General features: G+C 61.7%; 17 protein-coding genes. 4 read left to right on the plus strand and 13 right to left on the minus strand.

What is annotated here, in order from left to right:
• Window positions 1-10 precede the first annotated feature (10 nt).
• From ruvB to ACZCWR_RS04555, 9 genes are all read right to left on the minus strand, one after another.
• Window positions 11-1,069, minus strand: coding sequence for a Holliday junction branch migration DNA helicase RuvB (ruvB, locus tag ACZCWR_RS04515; RefSeq protein WP_487302528.1), 1,059 nt, complete (start codon window positions 1,067-1,069; stop codon window positions 11-13).
• A gap of 45 nt (window positions 1,070-1,114) precedes the next feature.
• The gene (gene ruvA / locus ACZCWR_RS04520; protein ID WP_487302529.1) at window positions 1,115-1,696 is read right to left on the minus strand and encodes a Holliday junction branch migration protein RuvA; all 582 of its coding nucleotides are present in this window, start codon (window positions 1,694-1,696) and stop codon (window positions 1,115-1,117) included.
• Between the two features lie 24 nt (window positions 1,697-1,720).
• Window positions 1,721-2,263, minus strand: coding sequence for a crossover junction endodeoxyribonuclease RuvC (gene ruvC, locus ACZCWR_RS04525; protein ID WP_487302530.1), 543 nt, complete (start codon window positions 2,261-2,263; stop codon window positions 1,721-1,723).
• An 89-nt stretch (window positions 2,264-2,352) separates the two neighbouring features.
• Window positions 2,353-3,918 (minus strand): bifunctional phosphoribosylaminoimidazolecarboxamide formyltransferase/IMP cyclohydrolase, encoded by a 1,566-nt coding sequence (gene purH, locus ACZCWR_RS04530; protein WP_487302531.1) that lies wholly within the window; start codon window positions 3,916-3,918, stop codon window positions 2,353-2,355.
• 76 nt (window positions 3,919-3,994) lie between these two features.
• Entirely contained in the window at window positions 3,995-4,228 is a 234-nt protein-coding gene (locus ACZCWR_RS04535) for a Fis family transcriptional regulator (RefSeq protein WP_040052966.1), read from the minus strand.
• Window positions 4,225-5,319 carry a tRNA dihydrouridine synthase DusB gene (gene dusB / locus ACZCWR_RS04540; protein ID WP_487302532.1) on the minus strand — a complete coding sequence of 365 codons (1,095 nt, stop codon included), beginning with the start codon at window positions 5,317-5,319 and terminating at the stop codon, window positions 4,225-4,227. Before dusB ends, ACZCWR_RS04535 begins: the two co-directional genes overlap by 4 nt.
• 210 nt (window positions 5,320-5,529) lie before the next feature.
• Entirely contained in the window at window positions 5,530-6,723 is a 1,194-nt protein-coding gene (locus ACZCWR_RS04545) for a UbiH/UbiF/VisC/COQ6 family ubiquinone biosynthesis hydroxylase (protein WP_487303243.1), read from the minus strand.
• Between the two features lie 14 nt (window positions 6,724-6,737).
• Window positions 6,738-8,144, minus strand: a complete 1,407-nt coding sequence (locus ACZCWR_RS04550) for an aminopeptidase P N-terminal domain-containing protein (RefSeq protein ID WP_487302533.1) — start codon at window positions 8,142-8,144, stop codon at window positions 6,738-6,740.
• 187 nt (window positions 8,145-8,331) lie between these two features.
• Window positions 8,332-9,639 (minus strand): THUMP domain-containing class I SAM-dependent RNA methyltransferase, encoded by a 1,308-nt coding sequence (locus ACZCWR_RS04555; protein WP_487302534.1) that lies wholly within the window; start codon window positions 9,637-9,639, stop codon window positions 8,332-8,334.
• A gap of 164 nt (window positions 9,640-9,803) precedes the next feature.
• On the opposite strand from ACZCWR_RS04555, the gene ACZCWR_RS04560 reads away from it, so the two are divergent.
• Window positions 9,804-10,496 carry a hypothetical protein gene (locus tag ACZCWR_RS04560; protein WP_487302535.1) on the plus strand — a complete coding sequence of 231 codons (693 nt, stop codon included), beginning with the start codon at window positions 9,804-9,806 and terminating at the stop codon, window positions 10,494-10,496.
• Between the two features lie 64 nt (window positions 10,497-10,560).
• Here ACZCWR_RS04560 and ACZCWR_RS04565 read toward each other — a convergent pair whose 3' ends face one another.
• Genes ACZCWR_RS04565 through ACZCWR_RS04575 form a run of 3 tightly spaced genes read right to left on the minus strand, consistent with a single transcriptional unit; the run spans window position 10,561 to window position 13,486 of the window.
• Complete coding sequence (locus ACZCWR_RS04565) at window positions 10,561-12,003, minus strand: NAD(P)(+) transhydrogenase (Re/Si-specific) subunit beta (RefSeq protein WP_487302536.1); 1,443 nt, start codon at window positions 12,001-12,003, stop codon at window positions 10,561-10,563.
• Entirely contained in the window at window positions 12,004-12,327 is a 324-nt protein-coding gene (locus ACZCWR_RS04570) for an NAD(P) transhydrogenase subunit alpha part 2 (protein ID WP_487302537.1), read from the minus strand.
• Window positions 12,328-12,340: 13 nt separating this feature from the next.
• The gene (locus ACZCWR_RS04575) at window positions 12,341-13,486 is read right to left on the minus strand and encodes a Re/Si-specific NAD(P)(+) transhydrogenase subunit alpha (RefSeq protein ID WP_487302538.1); all 1,146 of its coding nucleotides are present in this window, start codon (window positions 13,484-13,486) and stop codon (window positions 12,341-12,343) included.
• Between the two features lie 220 nt (window positions 13,487-13,706).
• Here ACZCWR_RS04575 and ACZCWR_RS04580 point away from each other — a divergent pair, with 220 nt between their 5' ends.
• The 3 genes from ACZCWR_RS04580 (at window position 13,707) to ACZCWR_RS04590 (ending at window position 16,010) form a co-directional block, all read left to right on the plus strand.
• The gene (locus tag ACZCWR_RS04580) at window positions 13,707-14,189 is read left to right on the plus strand and encodes an NUDIX hydrolase (RefSeq protein ID WP_487302539.1); all 483 of its coding nucleotides are present in this window, start codon (window positions 13,707-13,709) and stop codon (window positions 14,187-14,189) included.
• 11 nt (window positions 14,190-14,200) lie between these two features.
• On the plus strand, window positions 14,201-15,328 hold the full coding sequence (mnmA, locus tag ACZCWR_RS04585; RefSeq protein WP_487302540.1) for a tRNA 2-thiouridine(34) synthase MnmA: 1,128 nt from the start codon (window positions 14,201-14,203) through the stop codon (window positions 15,326-15,328).
• 124 nt (window positions 15,329-15,452) lie between these two features.
• Entirely contained in the window at window positions 15,453-16,010 is a 558-nt protein-coding gene (locus ACZCWR_RS04590; RefSeq protein WP_487302541.1) for a TetR/AcrR family transcriptional regulator, read from the plus strand.
• 281 nt (window positions 16,011-16,291) lie between these two features.
• Here ACZCWR_RS04590 and ACZCWR_RS04595 read toward each other — a convergent pair whose 3' ends face one another.
• Window positions 16,292-16,900 carry a glutathione S-transferase gene (locus tag ACZCWR_RS04595; RefSeq protein WP_487303244.1) on the minus strand — a complete coding sequence of 203 codons (609 nt, stop codon included), beginning with the start codon at window positions 16,898-16,900 and terminating at the stop codon, window positions 16,292-16,294.
• Window positions 16,901-17,014 lie beyond the last annotated feature (114 nt).

The raw sequence follows: 17,014 nt of genomic DNA on the forward strand, positions 1-17,014 counted from the left end.
GCGCCGCCGATCAACCGTTCGCGTCCCACAGATCCCGAATCGGCCCCGCATCCGGCGCGGCCAACCCGAAGTGCCGATACGTCAGCAGCGTCGCCACGCGCCCGCGCGGCGTGCGCTGCAAAAAGCCCTGCTGAATCAGATAAGGCTCCAGCACGTCTTCGATCGTATCGCGCTCCTCGCCGATCGCGGCCGCGAGGTTGTCCACACCGACCGGCCCGCCGTCGAACTTGTGCAGAATGGCTTCGAGCAGCTTGCGGTCCATCAGATCGAAGCCCACAGGATCGACATCGAGCATCTTGAGCGCGGCATCGGCGACATCGGCGGTAATCATGCCGTTCGCGCGCACCTCGGCGTAGTCGCGCACGCGCCGCAGCAGCCGGTTGGCGATACGCGGCGTGCCACGCGCGCGCTTGGCGATCTCGAGCGCGCCTTCCGGCACGATCTCTGCCTTCAGCAGCGACGCCGAACGCGTCACGATACGCGCCAGTTCGCTCGCGTTATAAAACTCCAGCCGCGACACGATCCCGAAGCGATCGCGCAACGGATTCGTCAGCATGCCCGCGCGCGTGGTCGCGCCGACGAGCGTGAACGGCTGAAGATCCAGCTTCACGCTGCGCGCGGCCGGTCCTTCGCCGATCATGATGTCGATCTGATAATCCTCGAGCGCCGGATAAAGAATCTCCTCGACGACCGGCGAGAGCCGATGAATTTCGTCGATGAACAGCACGTCGTTCGCTTCGAGATTCGTGAGCAGCGCGGCGAGATCGCCCGCGCGCTCCAGCACCGGCCCGGACGTCTGCCGCAAATTCACGCCCATTTCCCGCGCGATGATGTGCGCAAGCGTGGTCTTGCCGAGCCCCGGCGGCCCGAACAGCAGGACATGATCGAGCGCTTCCGACCGGCGCTTGGCCGCCTCGATGAAAATTTCGAGTTGCCCGCGCGCCTTTTCCTGACCGATGTATTCATCGAGTTGGCGCGGACGCAGCGCGCGCTCGAACGCTTCCTCGTTCGGCGAGACGGGCTTGGCCGAGATGACGCGTTCGGCAGCGAGTTTGTCGGTTTCGATCATGTTTTCGATTGTACAGCGATGATTCAAGCGCAGAGGGCGCGCTTATCAGCCCTTCGACAACGCCTTCAACGCCAGCTTGATCCCCTCCGACACGCCCGTTCCCGCCGGCACGTTCTTGATCGCCGCCAGCGCTTCCTTCTCCGAATACCCGAGCGCGAGCAGCGCATTCATGATGTCCGACGCGTGATCCGACTGCGACGCCGCGCTCGCCATCGCGCCGAGATCCGCGCCGATCTTGCCCTTGAGTTCGAGCAGCAGCCGCTCCGCCGTTTTCTTGCCGATGCCCGGCACGCGCGTGAGCCGCGCGGCATCCTGCGTGGTCACGGTCTGCGCGAGTTCATGCACGCTCATGCCCGACAGCACGGCCAGCGCCATGCGCGCGCCGATGCCGCTGATCTTGAGCAGCTCACGAAACGTCGCGCGTTCCTGCGCGGTAAGAAAACCGTACAGCAGATGCGCATCTTCACGCACGATCATCTGCGTGAGCAGCACGACCTTGTCGCCCGCATTCGGGAGGTTGTAGAACGTGCTCATCGGCACATCGATTTCGTAACCGACGCCGTTGCAATCGACGAGCAAATGCGGCGGATTTTTTTCCAGCAGAACGCCGGCGATGCGACCGATCATGAGTGAATGTCTTTGAAAATAGATTTAGCCGATGAGTCTGCCGCGTCTCACGCGCAGGCCCTTCTTCGCCAAGGATGGCGCAATGCCGCCCAGCGCCGCGAGCCCGGTGCCGCCGTGCGCATGACAGATCGCCATGCCGAGCGCATCGGCGGCGTCCGTGCTGGGCACGCCGGAGAGACTCAGCAGGCGCACGACCATCTGCTGCATCTGTTCCTTGGTTGCGCGCCCGTAACCGACGACCGCTTGCTTCAGTTGCAGTGCCGTGTATTCCGCGACCGGCACGCCGCTCGCCACCATGCCGCAAATGGCCGCGCCGCGCGCCTGGCCGAGCAGCAGCGTCGATTGCGGATTCACGTTGACGAACACCTTCTCGATGGCCGCCTGATCCGGATTGTGCTGCGCGATGAGCGTGGAAATGCCGCTGAAAATGGTGTTGAGCCGCGAAGGCAGATCCGCGTCGGCCGTCTTGATGACGCCGCTCGTGACGTAATTGAGCGTCTGCCCGTGCTTGTCGATGATGCCGAAGCCCGTCACGCGCAGTCCGGGGTCGATGCCTAGTATTCTCATGCGTTCGCGATGCGGGTCGTCCAAAGTAGAAAGGCCTGTCTGCGCGGTGCGGCGCAAACAGGCCAATCTTAAAGGAAAGCAGCAGCTTGTCAGTGACGGAAATGCCGCGTGCCGGTCAGCACCATCGCGATGCCGTGTTCGTCGGCGGCGGCGATCACTTCGTCGTCGCGCATGGAACCGCCCGGATGGATCACGCAGGTCGCGCCCGCGTTCACCACCACGTCCAAACCGTCGCGGAACGGGAAGAACGCATCCGATGCCACCGCCGAACCGTCCAACGTCAGCCCCGCGTTCTGCGCCTTGATGCCCGCGATACGCGCCGAATCCACCCGGCTCATCTGGCCCGCGCCGACGCCGAGCGTCATGCCGTTACCGCAGAACACGATGGCGTTTGACTTCACGAACTTCGCCACGCGCCACGCGAACATGAGGTCGTCCATCTCTTTCGGCGTCGGCTGGCGCTTGGTCACCACGCGCAGTTCATTGGGCTGCACGTTCTTGGCATCGAGCGACTGAACGAGCAAGCCGCCGCCCACGCGCTTCAGGTCGAACGCGTTGTGGCCATCGCCGAGAGAAATTTGCAGCAGACGCACGTTCTGCTTCGCCGCGAACACCGCGCGCGCAGCCTCGCTGAACGACGGAGCGATCAGCACTTCCACGAACTGCTTCGCCACGGCTTGCGCCGCCGCTTCGTCCACTTCACGATTGAACGCGATGATGCCGCCGAACGCCGAAGTCGGGTCCGTCTGGAACGCCTTCGAATACGCTTCGAGTGCGTTCGCGCCGAGCGCCACGCCGCACGGATTCGCATGCTTGATGATGACGCACGCGGGTGCATCGAACGTCTTCACGCATTCCCACGCCGCGTCCGAATCCGCGATGTTGTTGTACGAGAGTTCCTTGCCCTGCAACTGCTCATAGTTCGCGAGCGCGCCCGCCGGCACCGACAGATCGCGATAGAACGCCGCGCTCTGATGCGGATTCTCGCCGTAACGCAAGTCCTGCACCTTTTCGAACGCGACATTGAACGTGGCCGGATACGTGTTGCGGCTCGCATGCTGCAACTCGTCGGTGAGGCTCGTCAGATAGTTGGTGATCGCGCCGTCGTATTGAGCGGTATGCGCGAACACCTTGGTCGCGAGACGAAAATTCGTCTTGTAGCCGATGGTGTTGTCGTTCGCGCGCATTTCGTCGAGCACGGTGCTGTAATCCGCCGGATCGACCACCACGGTCACGTCACGATGATTCTTCGCCGCCGAACGCAGCATGGTCGGCCCGCCGATATCGATATTCTCGATCGCATCTTCCAGCGAGCATTCTTCCTTCGCCACCGTCTGCACGAACGGATACAGATTCACGACCAGCAGATCGATGGTCGGAATGCCGTGCTTTTCAAGCGCGGCCATGTGCTCGGGCAAGTCGCGGCGCGCGAGAATGCCGCCGTGAACCTTCGGATGCAGCGTCTTCACGCGCCCGTCCAGCATTTCCGGAAAGCCGGTGTAGTCGGCCACTTCGGTGACGGGCAGCCCGGCGTCGGCCAGCAACTTGGCCGTGCCACCGGTCGAGAGGAGCTTCACGCCGAGATCCGAAAGGGATTTCGCGAAATCGACGATGCCGGACTTGTCGGAAACGGAAAGGAGCGCTTGCTTGATCATGGTGAACACTGAAACCGTTAAAGGAAAACAGGCCGGACCAGGCAACCACGCGGGCAACGCGCGCCGGTCCGATGACTCAAATCAATCCGTGCTGCTGCAGCTTTTTACGCAAGGTGTTGCGGTTGATGCCGAGATATTCCGCCGCCAGCGACTGATTGCCGCCGGCTTGCTCGAGCACGACTTCGAGGAGCGGTTTTTCCACGCATGAGATCACCATGTCGTAGACGTCGTGCGGATTCGAGCCGTCCAGGTCCTGAAAGTAGTTGTCGAGGCTCTGGCGGACGCATTGTTCGATGTTGTGTCTGCTCATGCGGCAATCATGTGGTCTGTCGTGTTGTTGTTCCCGCCGCACGATTCTTCCTCGGACGCGTCATCGATGTCGGCGGACTCGTCCACATAGACCAGACGGTCCGACAACGCCTTTTGCGCGTCGAAGAATTCGTTCACAGCGAGCAATTGTTCTTTGGTCGTGTCAAGCGTATTCATCCGGTGCCGAAAGGTGTTGGCGCCGGAAAGGCCGCGAGTGTACCAGCCGATGTGCTTGCGCGCCGTCCTCACGCCCGTGAATTCCCCGTAAAAGGCGTAATGATCTTCGAGATGCTCGTTCATCACCTGTTGAATCTCGTCGATGCGCGGGGCCTGCATGCGCTCGCCCGTGTTCAGGAAGTGCTCGATCTCGCGAAACAGCCACGGACGACCCTGCGCCGCGCGGCCGATCATGATGGCATCCGCGCCCGTGATCGTGAGCACGTGGCGCGCTTTCTCGGGCGTCGTGATGTCGCCGTTCGCCACCACCGGAATCGACACGGACGCCTTCACCGCGGCGATGGTCTCGTACTCCGCATCGCCTTTATAAAGATCCGCGCGCGTGCGGCCGTGCACGGTGAGCATGGCGATGCCCGCTTCCTGCGCGATCCGCGCGATGTTCAACGCGTTCTTGTTCTCGCGATTCCAGCCCGTGCGAATCTTGAGCGTGACGGGCACCGCATCCGGACCGATGCCCACCGCCTGCACCACCGCCTCGACGATACGCGCGACCAGCGGCTCGTTCTGCAACAGCGCCGACCCCGCCGCGACATTGCACACCTTCTTGGCCGGACAGCCCATGTTGATATCGATGATCTGCGCACCGTTCGCCACGTTGTGACGCGCAGCCTCGGCCAGCATTTGCGGATCGGCGCCCGCGATCTGCACGGAAATCGGCTCGACCTCGCCCGCGTGATTCGCTCGGCGCATGGTCTTCTCGCTCTTCCACAACTGCGCGTTCGACGCGACCATCTCCGACACCGCGTAGCCCGCGCCCATGCGCTTGCAGAGCTGACGGAACGGCCGGTCGGTGACGCCTGCCATCGGGGCGACGAACAGGTTGTTGCGCAGAACGTGTGAACCGATGATGGGCATGAAGGCTAAGGGCTTCCGCGTTTGACGAACCGACGCCGAAGCGCTGTCAGGCGGATGCAACGTTGCTGAAGGGAAACGCGTATTTTAACGCGAAGCGGGTGCTGAAATTAAGGGCAATCGAGTGCAAGTCATTAAATCTTCTAAGAAAGCGCCTGGCTTCATCGAGGATAAGTTGCCGACTTTATGCAGACGATTGCCGGGTGAGCAGGGTCATCGTCGCTGGCCGAACATCATTTGACGCGCGAGGGCGGTCTTGACGGGCGGCAGGAATTCGAGCGCCGTGAGCGCAAGCCCGCGCATGGCGGCGAGCGGTGGGAAATCGACGGTGAAGATGCGTGCGAGCGTGTCCGTCGCGCCGATGGTCAGACGCCGGTCAAGCGCGCGCCGTTGCGCGAAACGCGCGAGGGCGATGGGCGTCGCGCCATCGGTGGAGAGCGCGTCGCAGAGCGCGCGGGCATCGCGCAGGCCTAGGTTCAGGCCTTGACCCGCCACCGGATGCAGCGTTTGCGCCGCGTTGCCGATGGCAACCGTTCGCCGGTCGATCAACGTGTGCAAGGCCGTGAGCCCGAGCGGAAACGCCGCGCGTCCCGCGATGCGCGTGAAGCGACCCATGCGCGTGCCGAATGCCGCGCCGAGTTCAATGAGAAACGCGTCGTCGCCCAGTTCCATGCGGCGCGCGGCTTCTTCCGGCGACGAGCACCAGACGAGCGAGTAATCCGCGTGACGCTGACCACCGCACGGCAGCAACGCGATTGGGCCTTCACTGGTGAAACGCTCCCACGCGACATGGGCTTGCGGATCGGACACGCTTACCGTGCCGACGATCGCCGTTTGCCCGTAATCGCGCGAACGGCGTTCGGCCGGTTCGCCTTTTTCGCTTGCCTGATAAAGCCCGCCTTCGGCATTCACGAGCACGCGCACGCGGATGGTGCGTTCGCCGTTCGCGTCTTGCAGCGCGAGCGTGACGCCATCATGATCCTGAAGCGGCGAACGCGCCGATGTATCGGTGAGCCAATCAACCTTGGCCGCGCGCACCGCATTCGCGAGCGCGCCGACGAGCGAGCCGTAACGCACGACATAGCCGAGTTCCGGCAACTCGTGTTCGTCGTGCTCGATCAGCGTGCGGCCGAAATGCCCGCGCTGCGATACGTGGATGCGTCGAATGGCCGTGGCATCGCCGGGAAAGCCGAGTTCCTGAAGCATCGCGCGGCTGCCGTGCGACAGCGCGATGGCGCGCGGATCGTTCGCGGCGGCTTCGGGCGTGCGGGCATCGATCAGGACGATGGACAGGCGCGAAGTCGCACTGCGCTGTGCGAGCCAGCCCGCGAGCGCGAGCCCGACCGGCCCCGCGCCAACGATGGCGATGTCGTAATCGAAAGGCGCTTCGTCGCCGTCTTGCGTGATGATTTGCACGTCGCTCATGATGGATTCGCCGCGTGGGAGTCGCGCATCAGCGCTTCGATTTCGTCGGCATCGACGGGCACTTCGCGCGTGATGAGTTCGCAGCCTTCGGGCGTAACGATGGCGTCATCCTCGATGCGGATGCCGATGTTCCAATACTTCTCGGGAACGTCCTCGGCGGCACGCACATAAAGACCCGGCTCGATGGTCAGCACATTGCCCGCGACGAGCGTTCGCCACGGTCGCGCGCCTTGTTCGTCGGGCTTGCCTTCGGCGTCGCGATATTCGCCGGCATCGTGTACGTCCATCCCGAGCCAGTGTCCCGTGCGATGCATGTAGAAGCGCGTGAAGGCGCGCTGCGCGATCACGTCATCCACGCTGCCGAACTTCGTTTTGTCGAGGATGCCAGTATCGAGCAGACCTTGCGCCAGCACTTTGACTGCTGCCTGATGCGGTGCGTCGAAGCTCACGCCTGCGCGCGTGGCATCGACGGCGGCATATTGCGAGGCGAGCACGATGTCGTAAAGCTCGCGCTGTGCGGGCGTGAAGCGGCCGCTCGCGGGAAACGTGCGCGTGATGTCGGACGCGTAGCCGTCCAGTTCGCAGGCGGCGTCGATCAGGATCAGGTCGCCGTCGCGCGCGATTGCGTTGCCCGCCGGATAGTGCAGCACGCACGCGTTCGCGCCTGCCGCGACGATCGAACCATATGCCGGGGCCTGCGCGCCGTGTCGACGGAACGTGTAGAGCAACTCGGCTTCGATCTCGTATTCGCGCATGCCGGGACGACACGTCTGCATGGCGCGGCGATGCGCCTCGGCGGAAATCGACGCGGCGCGGCGCATGATCGCGCGTTCGTGTTCGTCTTTCACGAGGCGCATTTCATCGAGTATGGGCAGTAAGTGTCGCGCATCCGCAGGCGCGCGCACGCCGGTTCGGCTTTGTCCGCGCACGGCCGCGAGCCAGCGGCGAACTTGCGCATCGAGTGCTTCCGACGTGCCTAACGCGTAGTACAGCGCAGGTTGATCGGCGATCAGGCGCGGCAGTTCTTCGTCGACCGAATCGACGGGATAGGCGAGGTCGAGGCCGAATGCATCGCGCGCGCCTTCCGGGCCGTAGCGAAAGCCTTCCCACGTTTCCCGTTCGGCGTTTTTTTCGCGGCAGAAAAGAATCGACGCGGGTTCGCTTTCCCTCGCGCTGGCGTTCAGCACGAGTGTCGCTTCGGGTTCGGTGAAGCCGGTCAGATAGTAGAAGTAGCTGTCATGACGATACGGATAATCCGCATCGCGATTGCGCATGACTTCCGGCGCGGTCGAAAGAATAGCGATGCCGCCGCCCTGCGCTCGCAGCGACGCGAGCACGCGTTCGCGGCGTTGGCGATAGACATCGACGGCGATCGGGCGGACGAGTTCGGTGAGTGAGTTCATGCGGCGATTGTAGCGCCGGGTTTCGCGCCGCGTGAGTCGTCCGTTCGGCATAGGCGAAAAGGACGGTTTTCGATGAATCGCGGCCTGTACGGCCAGGATTCGCACCGCGCCTAGGCCGTTCGGTCTAATGGCGCGGCGTCGAAGGGCATCGCATACTTTCTACATGACGCGAAAGCAGCGCGTCGGCTTACTCTTCCGACGGACGGCTCCGCACACTGCCCGCGACCAGATCGAAGCGGAACAGGCGGCATTCGAGCGCGCCATTGAACAGCGGCGTCTTGGTCGATTCGCGCAGCCGGAGCATGCCGGGAAGCTTGCGGTCGGAAGTGAGCACGTAGGCGCGCCAGCCGGGGAAGCGCTGCTTCAACGCGTTGCCGAAGGAAACGAAGAACTCGGTGTCGGCCGGATCGGGCTGGGCGCGCGCGAACGAATCTTCTTCGTCACGACGCGAGCGGGGCGTTTCGCGAATTTCACCGCGCGGGCCGCGTCCACGCACTTCGATCCGCTCGCCATACGGCGGATTCGCGATCAGGATGCCCGGCTCCTGCGTCGGCGGCGTCATGTTGCGGGCGTCGATTTGTTTGAGCGTGAGATCGGGCAAGCCCGCGCGTTGCAGATTGGCGCGCGCCTTGTCGAGCATGTCGCCGGAGATGTCGCTGCCGAAGATATTGAGTTCGGACAGTGGCGTGCGCGCGGCGGCGCGTTTTGCTTCGAGCGCGGCCGTCTTGAGTTTTTGCCACATGCCCGGATGGAAGGGCTTGAGCTTTTCGAAGCCGAAATGCCGTTCGCTTCCCGGCGCGATGTTCAGCGCGGTCTGCGCGGCTTCGGCGAGGAAGGTGCCGCTGCCGCACATCGGATCGAACAGCGGTGTGCCGGGCGTCCAGCCGGTGAGGCGCAGAATGCCTGCCGCGAGATTTTCGCGCAGCGGCGCCGCGCCCTTGTCGAGTCGCCAGCCGCGTTTGAAAAGCGGTTCGCCGGACGTGTCGAGGTAGAGCGTGCACTCGTTCATCGTCAGGAATACGAAGATGCGCACATCCGGTTGCGCCGTGTCGATGCTCGGGCGCGCGCCGGACAGATCGCGCAGACGATCGCAGACGGCGTCCTTCACGCGCAACGTGGTGAATTCGAGGCTCTTGAGCGGCGATTTGATCGCGGTGAGATCGACGCGCATGGTCTGGCTCGGCGTGAACCATTGTTCCCAGCGCTGGCGATTCGCGAGATCGTAGATGTCGTGTTCGCTGCGATACGGACCTTGCGCGATCTTCATCAGCACGCGGCTCGCGATGCGCGAATGCAGGTTCGCCGCCATGCCCGCGACCCAGCCGCCCCGGAAGTGCACGCCGCCGGGTGTTGCCTGACCGACCGTGAGCGAGCCTGCGCCCGTAAGCGCTGCATTGGCGACGTGGCGCTCTCCGATTTCGGCGAGTTCGGCGGCGAGTGGCGCTTCAAGCCCGCGTGGGCAGGGGGCGAACCAGTCGAATAGGGGGGTGGACATGGGGAGGTCTGGGGGGCGTTCAAAGGCGGTATTGTACGCGGGGGTAGAGGGACAAGTGCATAGGCGGCCAGTCGAGACCGATGGCTGTAATATTTGGTCTCGGTATAGCAAGAAGTTTGATCTCGCGAGTTATCTTTGAGTAATTATTTTGGATAACAGATCAAATGATAGAAAGAGAGATTAAAGCTGAAAGGATGCGAGAGGTGCTTGCAGTACTCGACGATTGCTACCCGTGGCACACGCGGGGGAATTTGGATCGAGCTGATCGAAAGGCGTCCAAGTACAGCCAGCGTCTCATCATCTGCGCTGCAGGAACAATAGTAGTTCCTGCGCTGCTGGCGATGTGGAGGACATGTGCGGGAAGCCTATCAACCGAATGGGCTATGGTTGGCGTTGCGGGACTGGTGGTCCTAGAAGTGCTTGTCTTTCTGGCCGTTCTTGCCGAAACACCCATCGCTGGTGCTGCGTTTTTTTCGAATCGGGACGTTCTGGAAGATCTATGCAATGAAGTTGACCACAACAGCAAACAGGTCAAGAAGTTTTCTGAGTTTGACGTTTCGTTGCTGAAACTCAGCGAAGCGCATCTGCGTTGCGTGGTAAAGCACAAGGAGCCGCGATCTAATTTGCTGGCTGGCGGTATTGCGCTCGCAGTCATTACGCTCTTGCTCACCCAAGCCAACGAATTGTTTGCAAAATCTGTCTACAAATACGCGGTAATTGCCTCTACTGGAGCAATCTTGTTTATGCTTGTCCTAAGCATGATTGGAATGCAGCGTTTGCTGCGATACAAAGATCAGCACGACCTTCTCACATTGGCTATTGAGGATAGGTCTTTGCGTGGACCGGAAGCAAAATAGCTTTGGATAAGGGGCTGCTTTGAGCAAGGTTCGTTGCTCAAAGCAGCATTCATTCAACTCCCCCTCACTCCACCGCCTTCATCATATCCTCCACCACCTTCTTTGCATCCCCAAACACCATCATTGTCTTGTCCATATAGAACAGTTCGTTGTCGAGTCCGGCATACCCCGCCGCCATCGACCGCTTATTCACGATGATCGTCCTGGCCTTGTAAGCCTCCAAAATAGGCATCCCCGCGATCGCCGATTTCGGATCCGTCTTCGCCGCCGGATTCACCACATCGTTCGCGCCGAGCACCAGCACCACATCCGTCTGGCCGAATTCGCTGTTGATGTCCTCCATCTCCTGCACCATCTCATAAGGCACTTCGGCCTCGGCGAGCAGCACATTCATATGCCCCGGCATCCGCCCCGCAACCGGATGAATCGCATACCGAACGTCGATTCCCTTTTCGACAAGCTTATCCGTCAACTCCTTCAACGCATGCTGCGCGCGCGCCACGGCAAGCCCATAACCCGGCACGATCACCACGGTTTCCGCATTGCCGAGCATGAACGCAGCGTCATCGGCGGAACCGGACTTGACCGGCCGCTGTTCCTGCGCGCCACCCGCCGCAGCACCCCCCGCCTCGCCGCCAAACCCGCCCAAAATCACATTGAAGAACGAACGATTCATCGCGCGGCACATGATGTACGACAGAATCGCGCCCGACGAACCCACCAACGATCCCGCGATAATCAGCATCGGATTGTTCAGCGAAAAGCCGATGCCCGCCGCCGCCCAGCCCGAATACGAGTTGAGCATCGACACGACCACCGGCATATCCGCGCCACCAATCGGAATGATGATGAGCACGCCCAACGCGAACGCGATAACCGTCATGATGATGAACGGCAGCCACGACTCCGTGAGCATGAAAATCACGCCGAAGCCGATCATCGCGACGGCCAGCAACAAGTTGATCAGATGCTGTCCCGAATACACCACCGGCGCGCCCTGAAACAGCCGGAACTTGTACTTGCCCGACAACTTGCCGAACGCGATCACCGACCCGGAAAACGTGATCGCGCCGACGAACGTGCCGATGAACAACTCCACGCGATTGCCATAAGGAATCGGCTCACCCGGCGCGGCAAGTCCGAACGCCGAAGGCTCGGCCACCACGCCATACGCAATGCACACCGCCGCGAGACCGATCAGCGAATGCATCGCCGCGACGAGTTCGGGCATCTTCGTCATCTCGACTTTCGCCGCGATATACGCACCCGCGCCGCCGCCGACGATCAGCGCCAGAAACAGCAACGACAATCCGAGCGACAGATTCGACCCGAGATACGATGCCTGCTTCACGATCAGCGCGAGCGTGGTGAGAATGGCGATCGCCATGCCCGCCATCCCGAACGTATTGCCAATGCGCGCCGTCTTCGGATTCGACAAGCCCTTGAGCGCCTGAATGAAGCACACCGACGCGACCAGATACAAAAGAGTAACGACGTTCAGGCTCATTTAAGCGCCCTCCTTGTGCGTGATCTTCCGGGAGGGTTCCTTCCGCTTGAACATCTCCAGCATTCGCCGCGTGACGAGAAAGCCGCCGAACACGTTCACCGCTGCGAGCAGCACAGCTAACGTACCGAAGAACTTGCCCGCGCCGCCCACTGTCAGCCCAACGGCAAGCATCGCGCCGACAATGACGATGGCCGAAATCGCGTTGGTCACGGCCATGAGCGGCGTATGCAGCGCGGGCGTGACGTTCCAGACGACGTGGTAGCCGACATAAATGGCCAGCACGAAGATGATGAGGTTGATCACCGTATGGTTGATGACGTCCATGAGAGTCTCCGTGTCAGGCCGTGGGCCGGGTGATCTGACCATCGCGGCATTGCAGCGTGGCCGCGACGATATCGTCGGCGAGGTCGATATTGAACGTGCCTTCCTTGGTCAGCACCAGCTTCAGAAAGTCGAGCAGATTGCGCGCGTAGAGCGCGGAGGCGTCGGTTGCGACCATCGAGGCGAGGTTCGTGTGGCCGACGATATGCACGTCATGCTTCATCACGACCTGATCCACTTCGGTGAGCGGACAATTGCCGCCGCGCCTGCCTTCGAACTCCGGGCCGCGACCGGCCGCGAGATCGACGATCACCGAGCCGGGTTTCATATGCTTCACCGTTTCCACGGACAAGAGCGTCGGCGCGGGACGGCCGGGAATCAGCGCCGTGGAGATGACGATATCCGCCGCCTTCGCGCGTTCGTGAACCTGTGCCGATTGCCGCGCGAGCCAGCTTGCGGGCATCGGGCGCGCATAACCGCCGACGCCCACGGCGGCCTCGCGTTCTTCGTCGGTCTCGAACGGCACATCGACGAACTTCGCGCCCAGCGATTCGATCTGCTCTTTCACGGCAGGCCGCACGTCGGACGCTTCGACGACCGCGCCCAGGCGTTTTGCCGTCGCAATCGCCTGCAAGCCCGCGACGCCCGCGCCGAGCACCAGCACGCGCGCCGCTTTCACGGTGCCAGCAGCGGTCATGAGCATCGGCATGAAGCGCTGGTAATACTGGCAGGCCACCAGCACGGCCTTGTATCCGGCGATATTCGCCTGTGACGAGAGCACGTCGAGGCTCTGCGCGCGCGTGGTGCGCGGCGCGGCTTCGAGCGCGAACGCGGTCAGATTGGCGGCGGCGAGCCGCGCGGTGTTCTCGGTATTGAAAGGATCAAGCATGCCGATCAGCACGGCGCCCGGTTTGAACAAGCCGAGTTCGGCTTCGGTCGGCGACTGGACCTTGAGCACGATTTCCGCGCCAAAGGCGGTCGCGGCATCGACGAGATCGGCGCCGGCTTGGGCGAAGGCATCGTCGATATAACTGGCGGGCAGGCCCGCACCGCTCTGCACCGTCACGCGATGCCCCTGCGTGACGAGTTTCTTGACCGTTTCGGGCGTGGCGGCGACGCGCGCCTCGTTCGCCCGTGTTTCGGCAGGCACTCCGATGTGCATCTCGAATCCTCCTCTCTTGTGGCCTGTTCGCGTGCCTTCGCACGACGAAGTTTCAGGCTGCGTTTTATTTCAAATGCTGGAATCGACGGCTATTGCCACTGTAACCGAAGAATTCGCGCGCCAGAACCGATCCGGACCCGGTTTCGGCATCCATCGCATCAACGCTTACCCTTAAGCCGATTCGCACGCGATCCACGTCGTGACGGTAAAATATCTCGCCATGAAATCAGATACTTGGGCACCACACGTGACCGTGGCTGCGGTCGTCGAGAAAGACGGGCGCTTTCTCGTCATTGAAGAACATACGTCGGCCGGGCTGCGCTTCAATCAGCCAGCGGGCCATTTGGAGGCGGGCGAAACGCTCGTCGAAGCCGTGATTCGCGAGACGCTTGAAGAAACCGCGCATCGGTTCGAGCCGGAGGCGCTCATCGGCGCGTACATGACGCACTTCGCGCGGCCGAGCGGCGATGTCACCTATCTGCGCTTCACGTTCTGCGGCAAATCGCTGGGCGAGGAAGCGGGGCGCGCGCTGGACGATGGCATCGTGCGTACGCTATGGCTCACGCCGGAAGAACTGCGGGAGTCGACAGCGCGGCATCGCACGCCGCTTGTCATGCAGTGTGTCGAAGATTACTTGTCCGGGCGGCGCGTGCCGCTCGATTTCATTCATACGCATTCGGTCGCGCCGAAAGTGCGGACCTGAGCGGTACGGCCATGAGCAAGCAAAAAGTAGTGGTGGGCATGTCGGGCGGCGTGGATTCGTCGGTCACGGCGTGGCTTCTGAAGGAACAGGGCTTCGACGTGGTCGGCCTGTTCATGAAGAACTGGGAAGACGATGACGACGGCGAATACTGCTCGACGCGGCAGGACTGGATCGATGTCGTGTCGGTCGCGGATCTGATCGGCATCGACGTGGAAGCGGTCAACTTCGCCGCCGAATACAAGGACCGCGTGTTCGCCGAATTCCTGCGCGAATATTCGGCGGGCCGCACGCCCAATCCGGACGTGCTGTGCAATGCCGAGATCAAGTTCAAGGCCTTTCTGGATCACGCGATGTCGCTGGGCGCGGAAACCATCGCGACCGGCCATTACGCGCGCGTGCGCGAACGCGACGGCTTGTTCCAGTTGCTCAAGGCGACGGATTCGACCAAGGATCAGTCGTACTTCCTGCATCGGCTGAATCAGGCGCAATTGTCGAAGACGCTGTTTCCGTTGGGCGAAATGCCGAAGACGAAGGTGCGCGAGATCGCCGCGCAGATCGGGCTTCCGAATGCGAAGAAGAAGGATTCGACAGGCATCTGCTTTATCGGCGAGCGGCCGTTTCGCGAGTTCCTCAATCGTTATCTGCCGACGCAGCCCGGTCCGATGAAAACGCCCGATGGCAAGGTGGTCGGCGAGCATATCGGGCTGGCGTTTTATACGTTCGGGCAGAGGAAGGGCATCGGTATCGGCGGGGCGAAGGAGGGCAGCGGCGAGCCGTGGTTCGTCGCGGGCAAAGACATGGCGCGCAACACGCTGTATGTCGTGCAGGGACATGACCATCCGTGGCTGCTGTCGCCGACGCTCGTCGCCGGGAATACGAGCTGGGTCGCGGGCTTCGCGCCCGATGAAGGCACCGCGTGCGGCGCAAAGACACGCTACCGCCAGCAGGATGCCGCGTGCCATTTCTCGCGCGCCGACGATGGCCGCTTCGCACTGCATTTCGATGACGCGCAATGGGCGGTGACGCCGGGCCAGTCTGCGGTGCTGTATCAGGGCGATGTTTGTCTGGGCGGCGGCATCATCGAGGAAGCGGCAGCGCAGTCGGCGCATAACGAAGCGCAACTCGCAATCGCTCGTTAAGAAGGCTTTCCGGCTGCACGCCGGAGAGCCTTCCAAAAACGACAAAACTTTTTTGATACAAGTGCTTGACCGTCTATCTAGCGATAGATAAATTAACCGATCCAATCCTCGGCTCTCCCAATCAATGGACCGGAATACCGTTCGCGAAGCGCTGCTCGACCACGCCCAGTCGCTCATGATGACGCGCGGCTATAACGGCTTCAGCTATCGCGATCTGTCCGTGCTCGTGGGCGTGAAGACATCGAGCATCCACTACTACTTCCCATCGAAGGACGATCTCGTGCTGGAAGCGGTGAATGCGTATAGCGCCGACGTCATGTCCACCATTTACGCCATCGACAGTTCCGCGCCCGCTGACAAGAAGCTGGACCGGTACGCGCGGCTGTTCGGGCGGATCGTCGGCGATGGCCGGCGCGTTTGTCTGTGCGGCATGCTGGCGGCGGAAATCGAATCGCTGCCGGATAAGGTGCGTGACGCCGTGCAGGCGTTTTTCAAGGCCAACGAGAACTGGCTGGCGAAAGTGCTTCTGGAAGGCGAAGCACAAGACACGCTCGACGCTGGCGGCAAACCCGAAGCCGCGGCGCGTTCGCTCTACGCGGCATTTCAAGGAAGCCTGCTGACGAGCCGTCTGTTCAAGACACGAGCACGACTCGAAGAAATCGCGGAAGGCGTGCGCCGTTAGCACGGGCCTGTGGATAACTCTGTGCAAAACCCCTGAATAGTCGCTGAACTATCTACCTTTAGGAAGATAGATATTGGCGGATAACGGCGAGTTTGAGGGCGGAAATAGGCTGTTCATGCATGAAAGGAACATTTCAGCCTGTCCAGCCCGGTGGAAAGTCCGGCGCTCAGGTATTGATCTGATTTTTTGATTCAGGTCAATCTACCTAGTACTAGATTTAATTTGACCGATGAAGGTTCGCCAACGAGCCGCATTGGACGGCTCGGAAACGAAACGATCGATCAAACCGGCTGCGTATCGATAAACGATTGCCGCTGCGTCAGACGCGCATAAAACTTATCGAGATTCTGATGTGTGTCGCGCCAGTTCAGATCCGGCATCCGAAAATCCAGATAGCCGAGCGCGCATCCACACGCGATATCCGCCAGCGTGAAGCGGTTCGCTGAGCACCATTGCTTCGAGCCGAGACCACGCGCCATCGCGCGCAGACCGTCATCCACTTTCAAACGTTGCCGCGCCAGCCACGATTCGCTGCGCTGGCTTTCATCGCGCAACGTGCCTTCGAGGCGAATCAGCACCGCAGCTTCGAGAATGCCGTCCGCGAGCGCTTCCCAGCAGCGCACTTCGGTCCGCTCGCGGCGTTCCTGCGGCAGGAGCTTGCCGACGGGCGTCAACGCATCCACGAATTCGCAGATCACGCGTGAGTCGAACACCGCTTCGCCATCGTCGAGAATCAGGCAGGGCACCTTGCCGAGCGGGTTGTACTCGTGGATTTTGGAATCGGATGCCCAGACATTCTCGAGCACGAGTTCGCAATCGATCTTCTTTTCCGCCATCACGATCCGCACCTTGCGGACGAACGGGCTGGTGTGCGAACCGATCAGTTTCATCATCAAATCTTCGCTGTTATTTCGGAATACAGGCGAGGTCGATCTTAACCGGCACGCGCGGGCCGCCGGCAATTTCGAGATGACCTCGCGGTTTCGGTGTCGTCTGATGACAAC

Source organism: Caballeronia sp. A2-2 (assembly GCF_057612605.2).

Bases quoted from the DNA above. Each gene is read 5' to 3' on its own strand.
- ruvB (WP_487302528.1), bottom strand. From the start codon at position 1,069: ATGATCGAAACCGACAAACTCGCTGCCGAACGCGTCATCTCGGCCAAG.
- ACZCWR_RS04595 (WP_487303244.1), bottom strand. From the start codon at position 16,900: ATGAAACTGATCGGTTCGCACACCAGCCCGTTCGTCCGCAAGGTGCGG.
- ACZCWR_RS04555 (WP_487302534.1), bottom strand. From the start codon at position 9,639: ATGTCCACCCCCCTATTCGACTGGTTCGCCCCCTGCCCACGCGGGCTT.
- ACZCWR_RS04560 (WP_487302535.1), top strand. From the start codon at position 9,804: ATGATAGAAAGAGAGATTAAAGCTGAAAGGATGCGAGAGGTGCTTGCA.
- ACZCWR_RS04590 (WP_487302541.1), top strand. From the start codon at position 15,453: ATGGACCGGAATACCGTTCGCGAAGCGCTGCTCGACCACGCCCAGTCG.
- ruvC (WP_487302530.1), bottom strand. From the start codon at position 2,263: ATGAGAATACTAGGCATCGACCCCGGACTGCGCGTGACGGGCTTCGGC.
- ACZCWR_RS04550 (WP_487302533.1), bottom strand. From the start codon at position 8,144: ATGAACTCACTCACCGAACTCGTCCGCCCGATCGCCGTCGATGTCTAT.
- ACZCWR_RS04575 (WP_487302538.1), bottom strand. From the start codon at position 13,486: ATGCACATCGGAGTGCCTGCCGAAACACGGGCGAACGAGGCGCGCGTC.
- ruvA (WP_487302529.1), bottom strand. From the start codon at position 1,696: ATGATCGGTCGCATCGCCGGCGTTCTGCTGGAAAAAAATCCGCCGCAT.
- ACZCWR_RS04565 (WP_487302536.1), bottom strand. From the start codon at position 12,003: ATGAGCCTGAACGTCGTTACTCTTTTGTATCTGGTCGCGTCGGTGTGC.
- ACZCWR_RS04570 (WP_487302537.1), bottom strand. From the start codon at position 12,327: ATGGACGTCATCAACCATACGGTGATCAACCTCATCATCTTCGTGCTG.
- purH (WP_487302531.1), bottom strand. From the start codon at position 3,918: ATGATCAAGCAAGCGCTCCTTTCCGTTTCCGACAAGTCCGGCATCGTC.
- dusB (WP_487302532.1), bottom strand. From the start codon at position 5,319: ATGCCCATCATCGGTTCACACGTTCTGCGCAACAACCTGTTCGTCGCC.
- ACZCWR_RS04580 (WP_487302539.1), top strand. From the start codon at position 13,707: ATGAAATCAGATACTTGGGCACCACACGTGACCGTGGCTGCGGTCGTC.
- mnmA (WP_487302540.1), top strand. From the start codon at position 14,201: ATGAGCAAGCAAAAAGTAGTGGTGGGCATGTCGGGCGGCGTGGATTCG.
- ACZCWR_RS04535 (WP_040052966.1), bottom strand. From the start codon at position 4,228: ATGAGCAGACACAACATCGAACAATGCGTCCGCCAGAGCCTCGACAAC.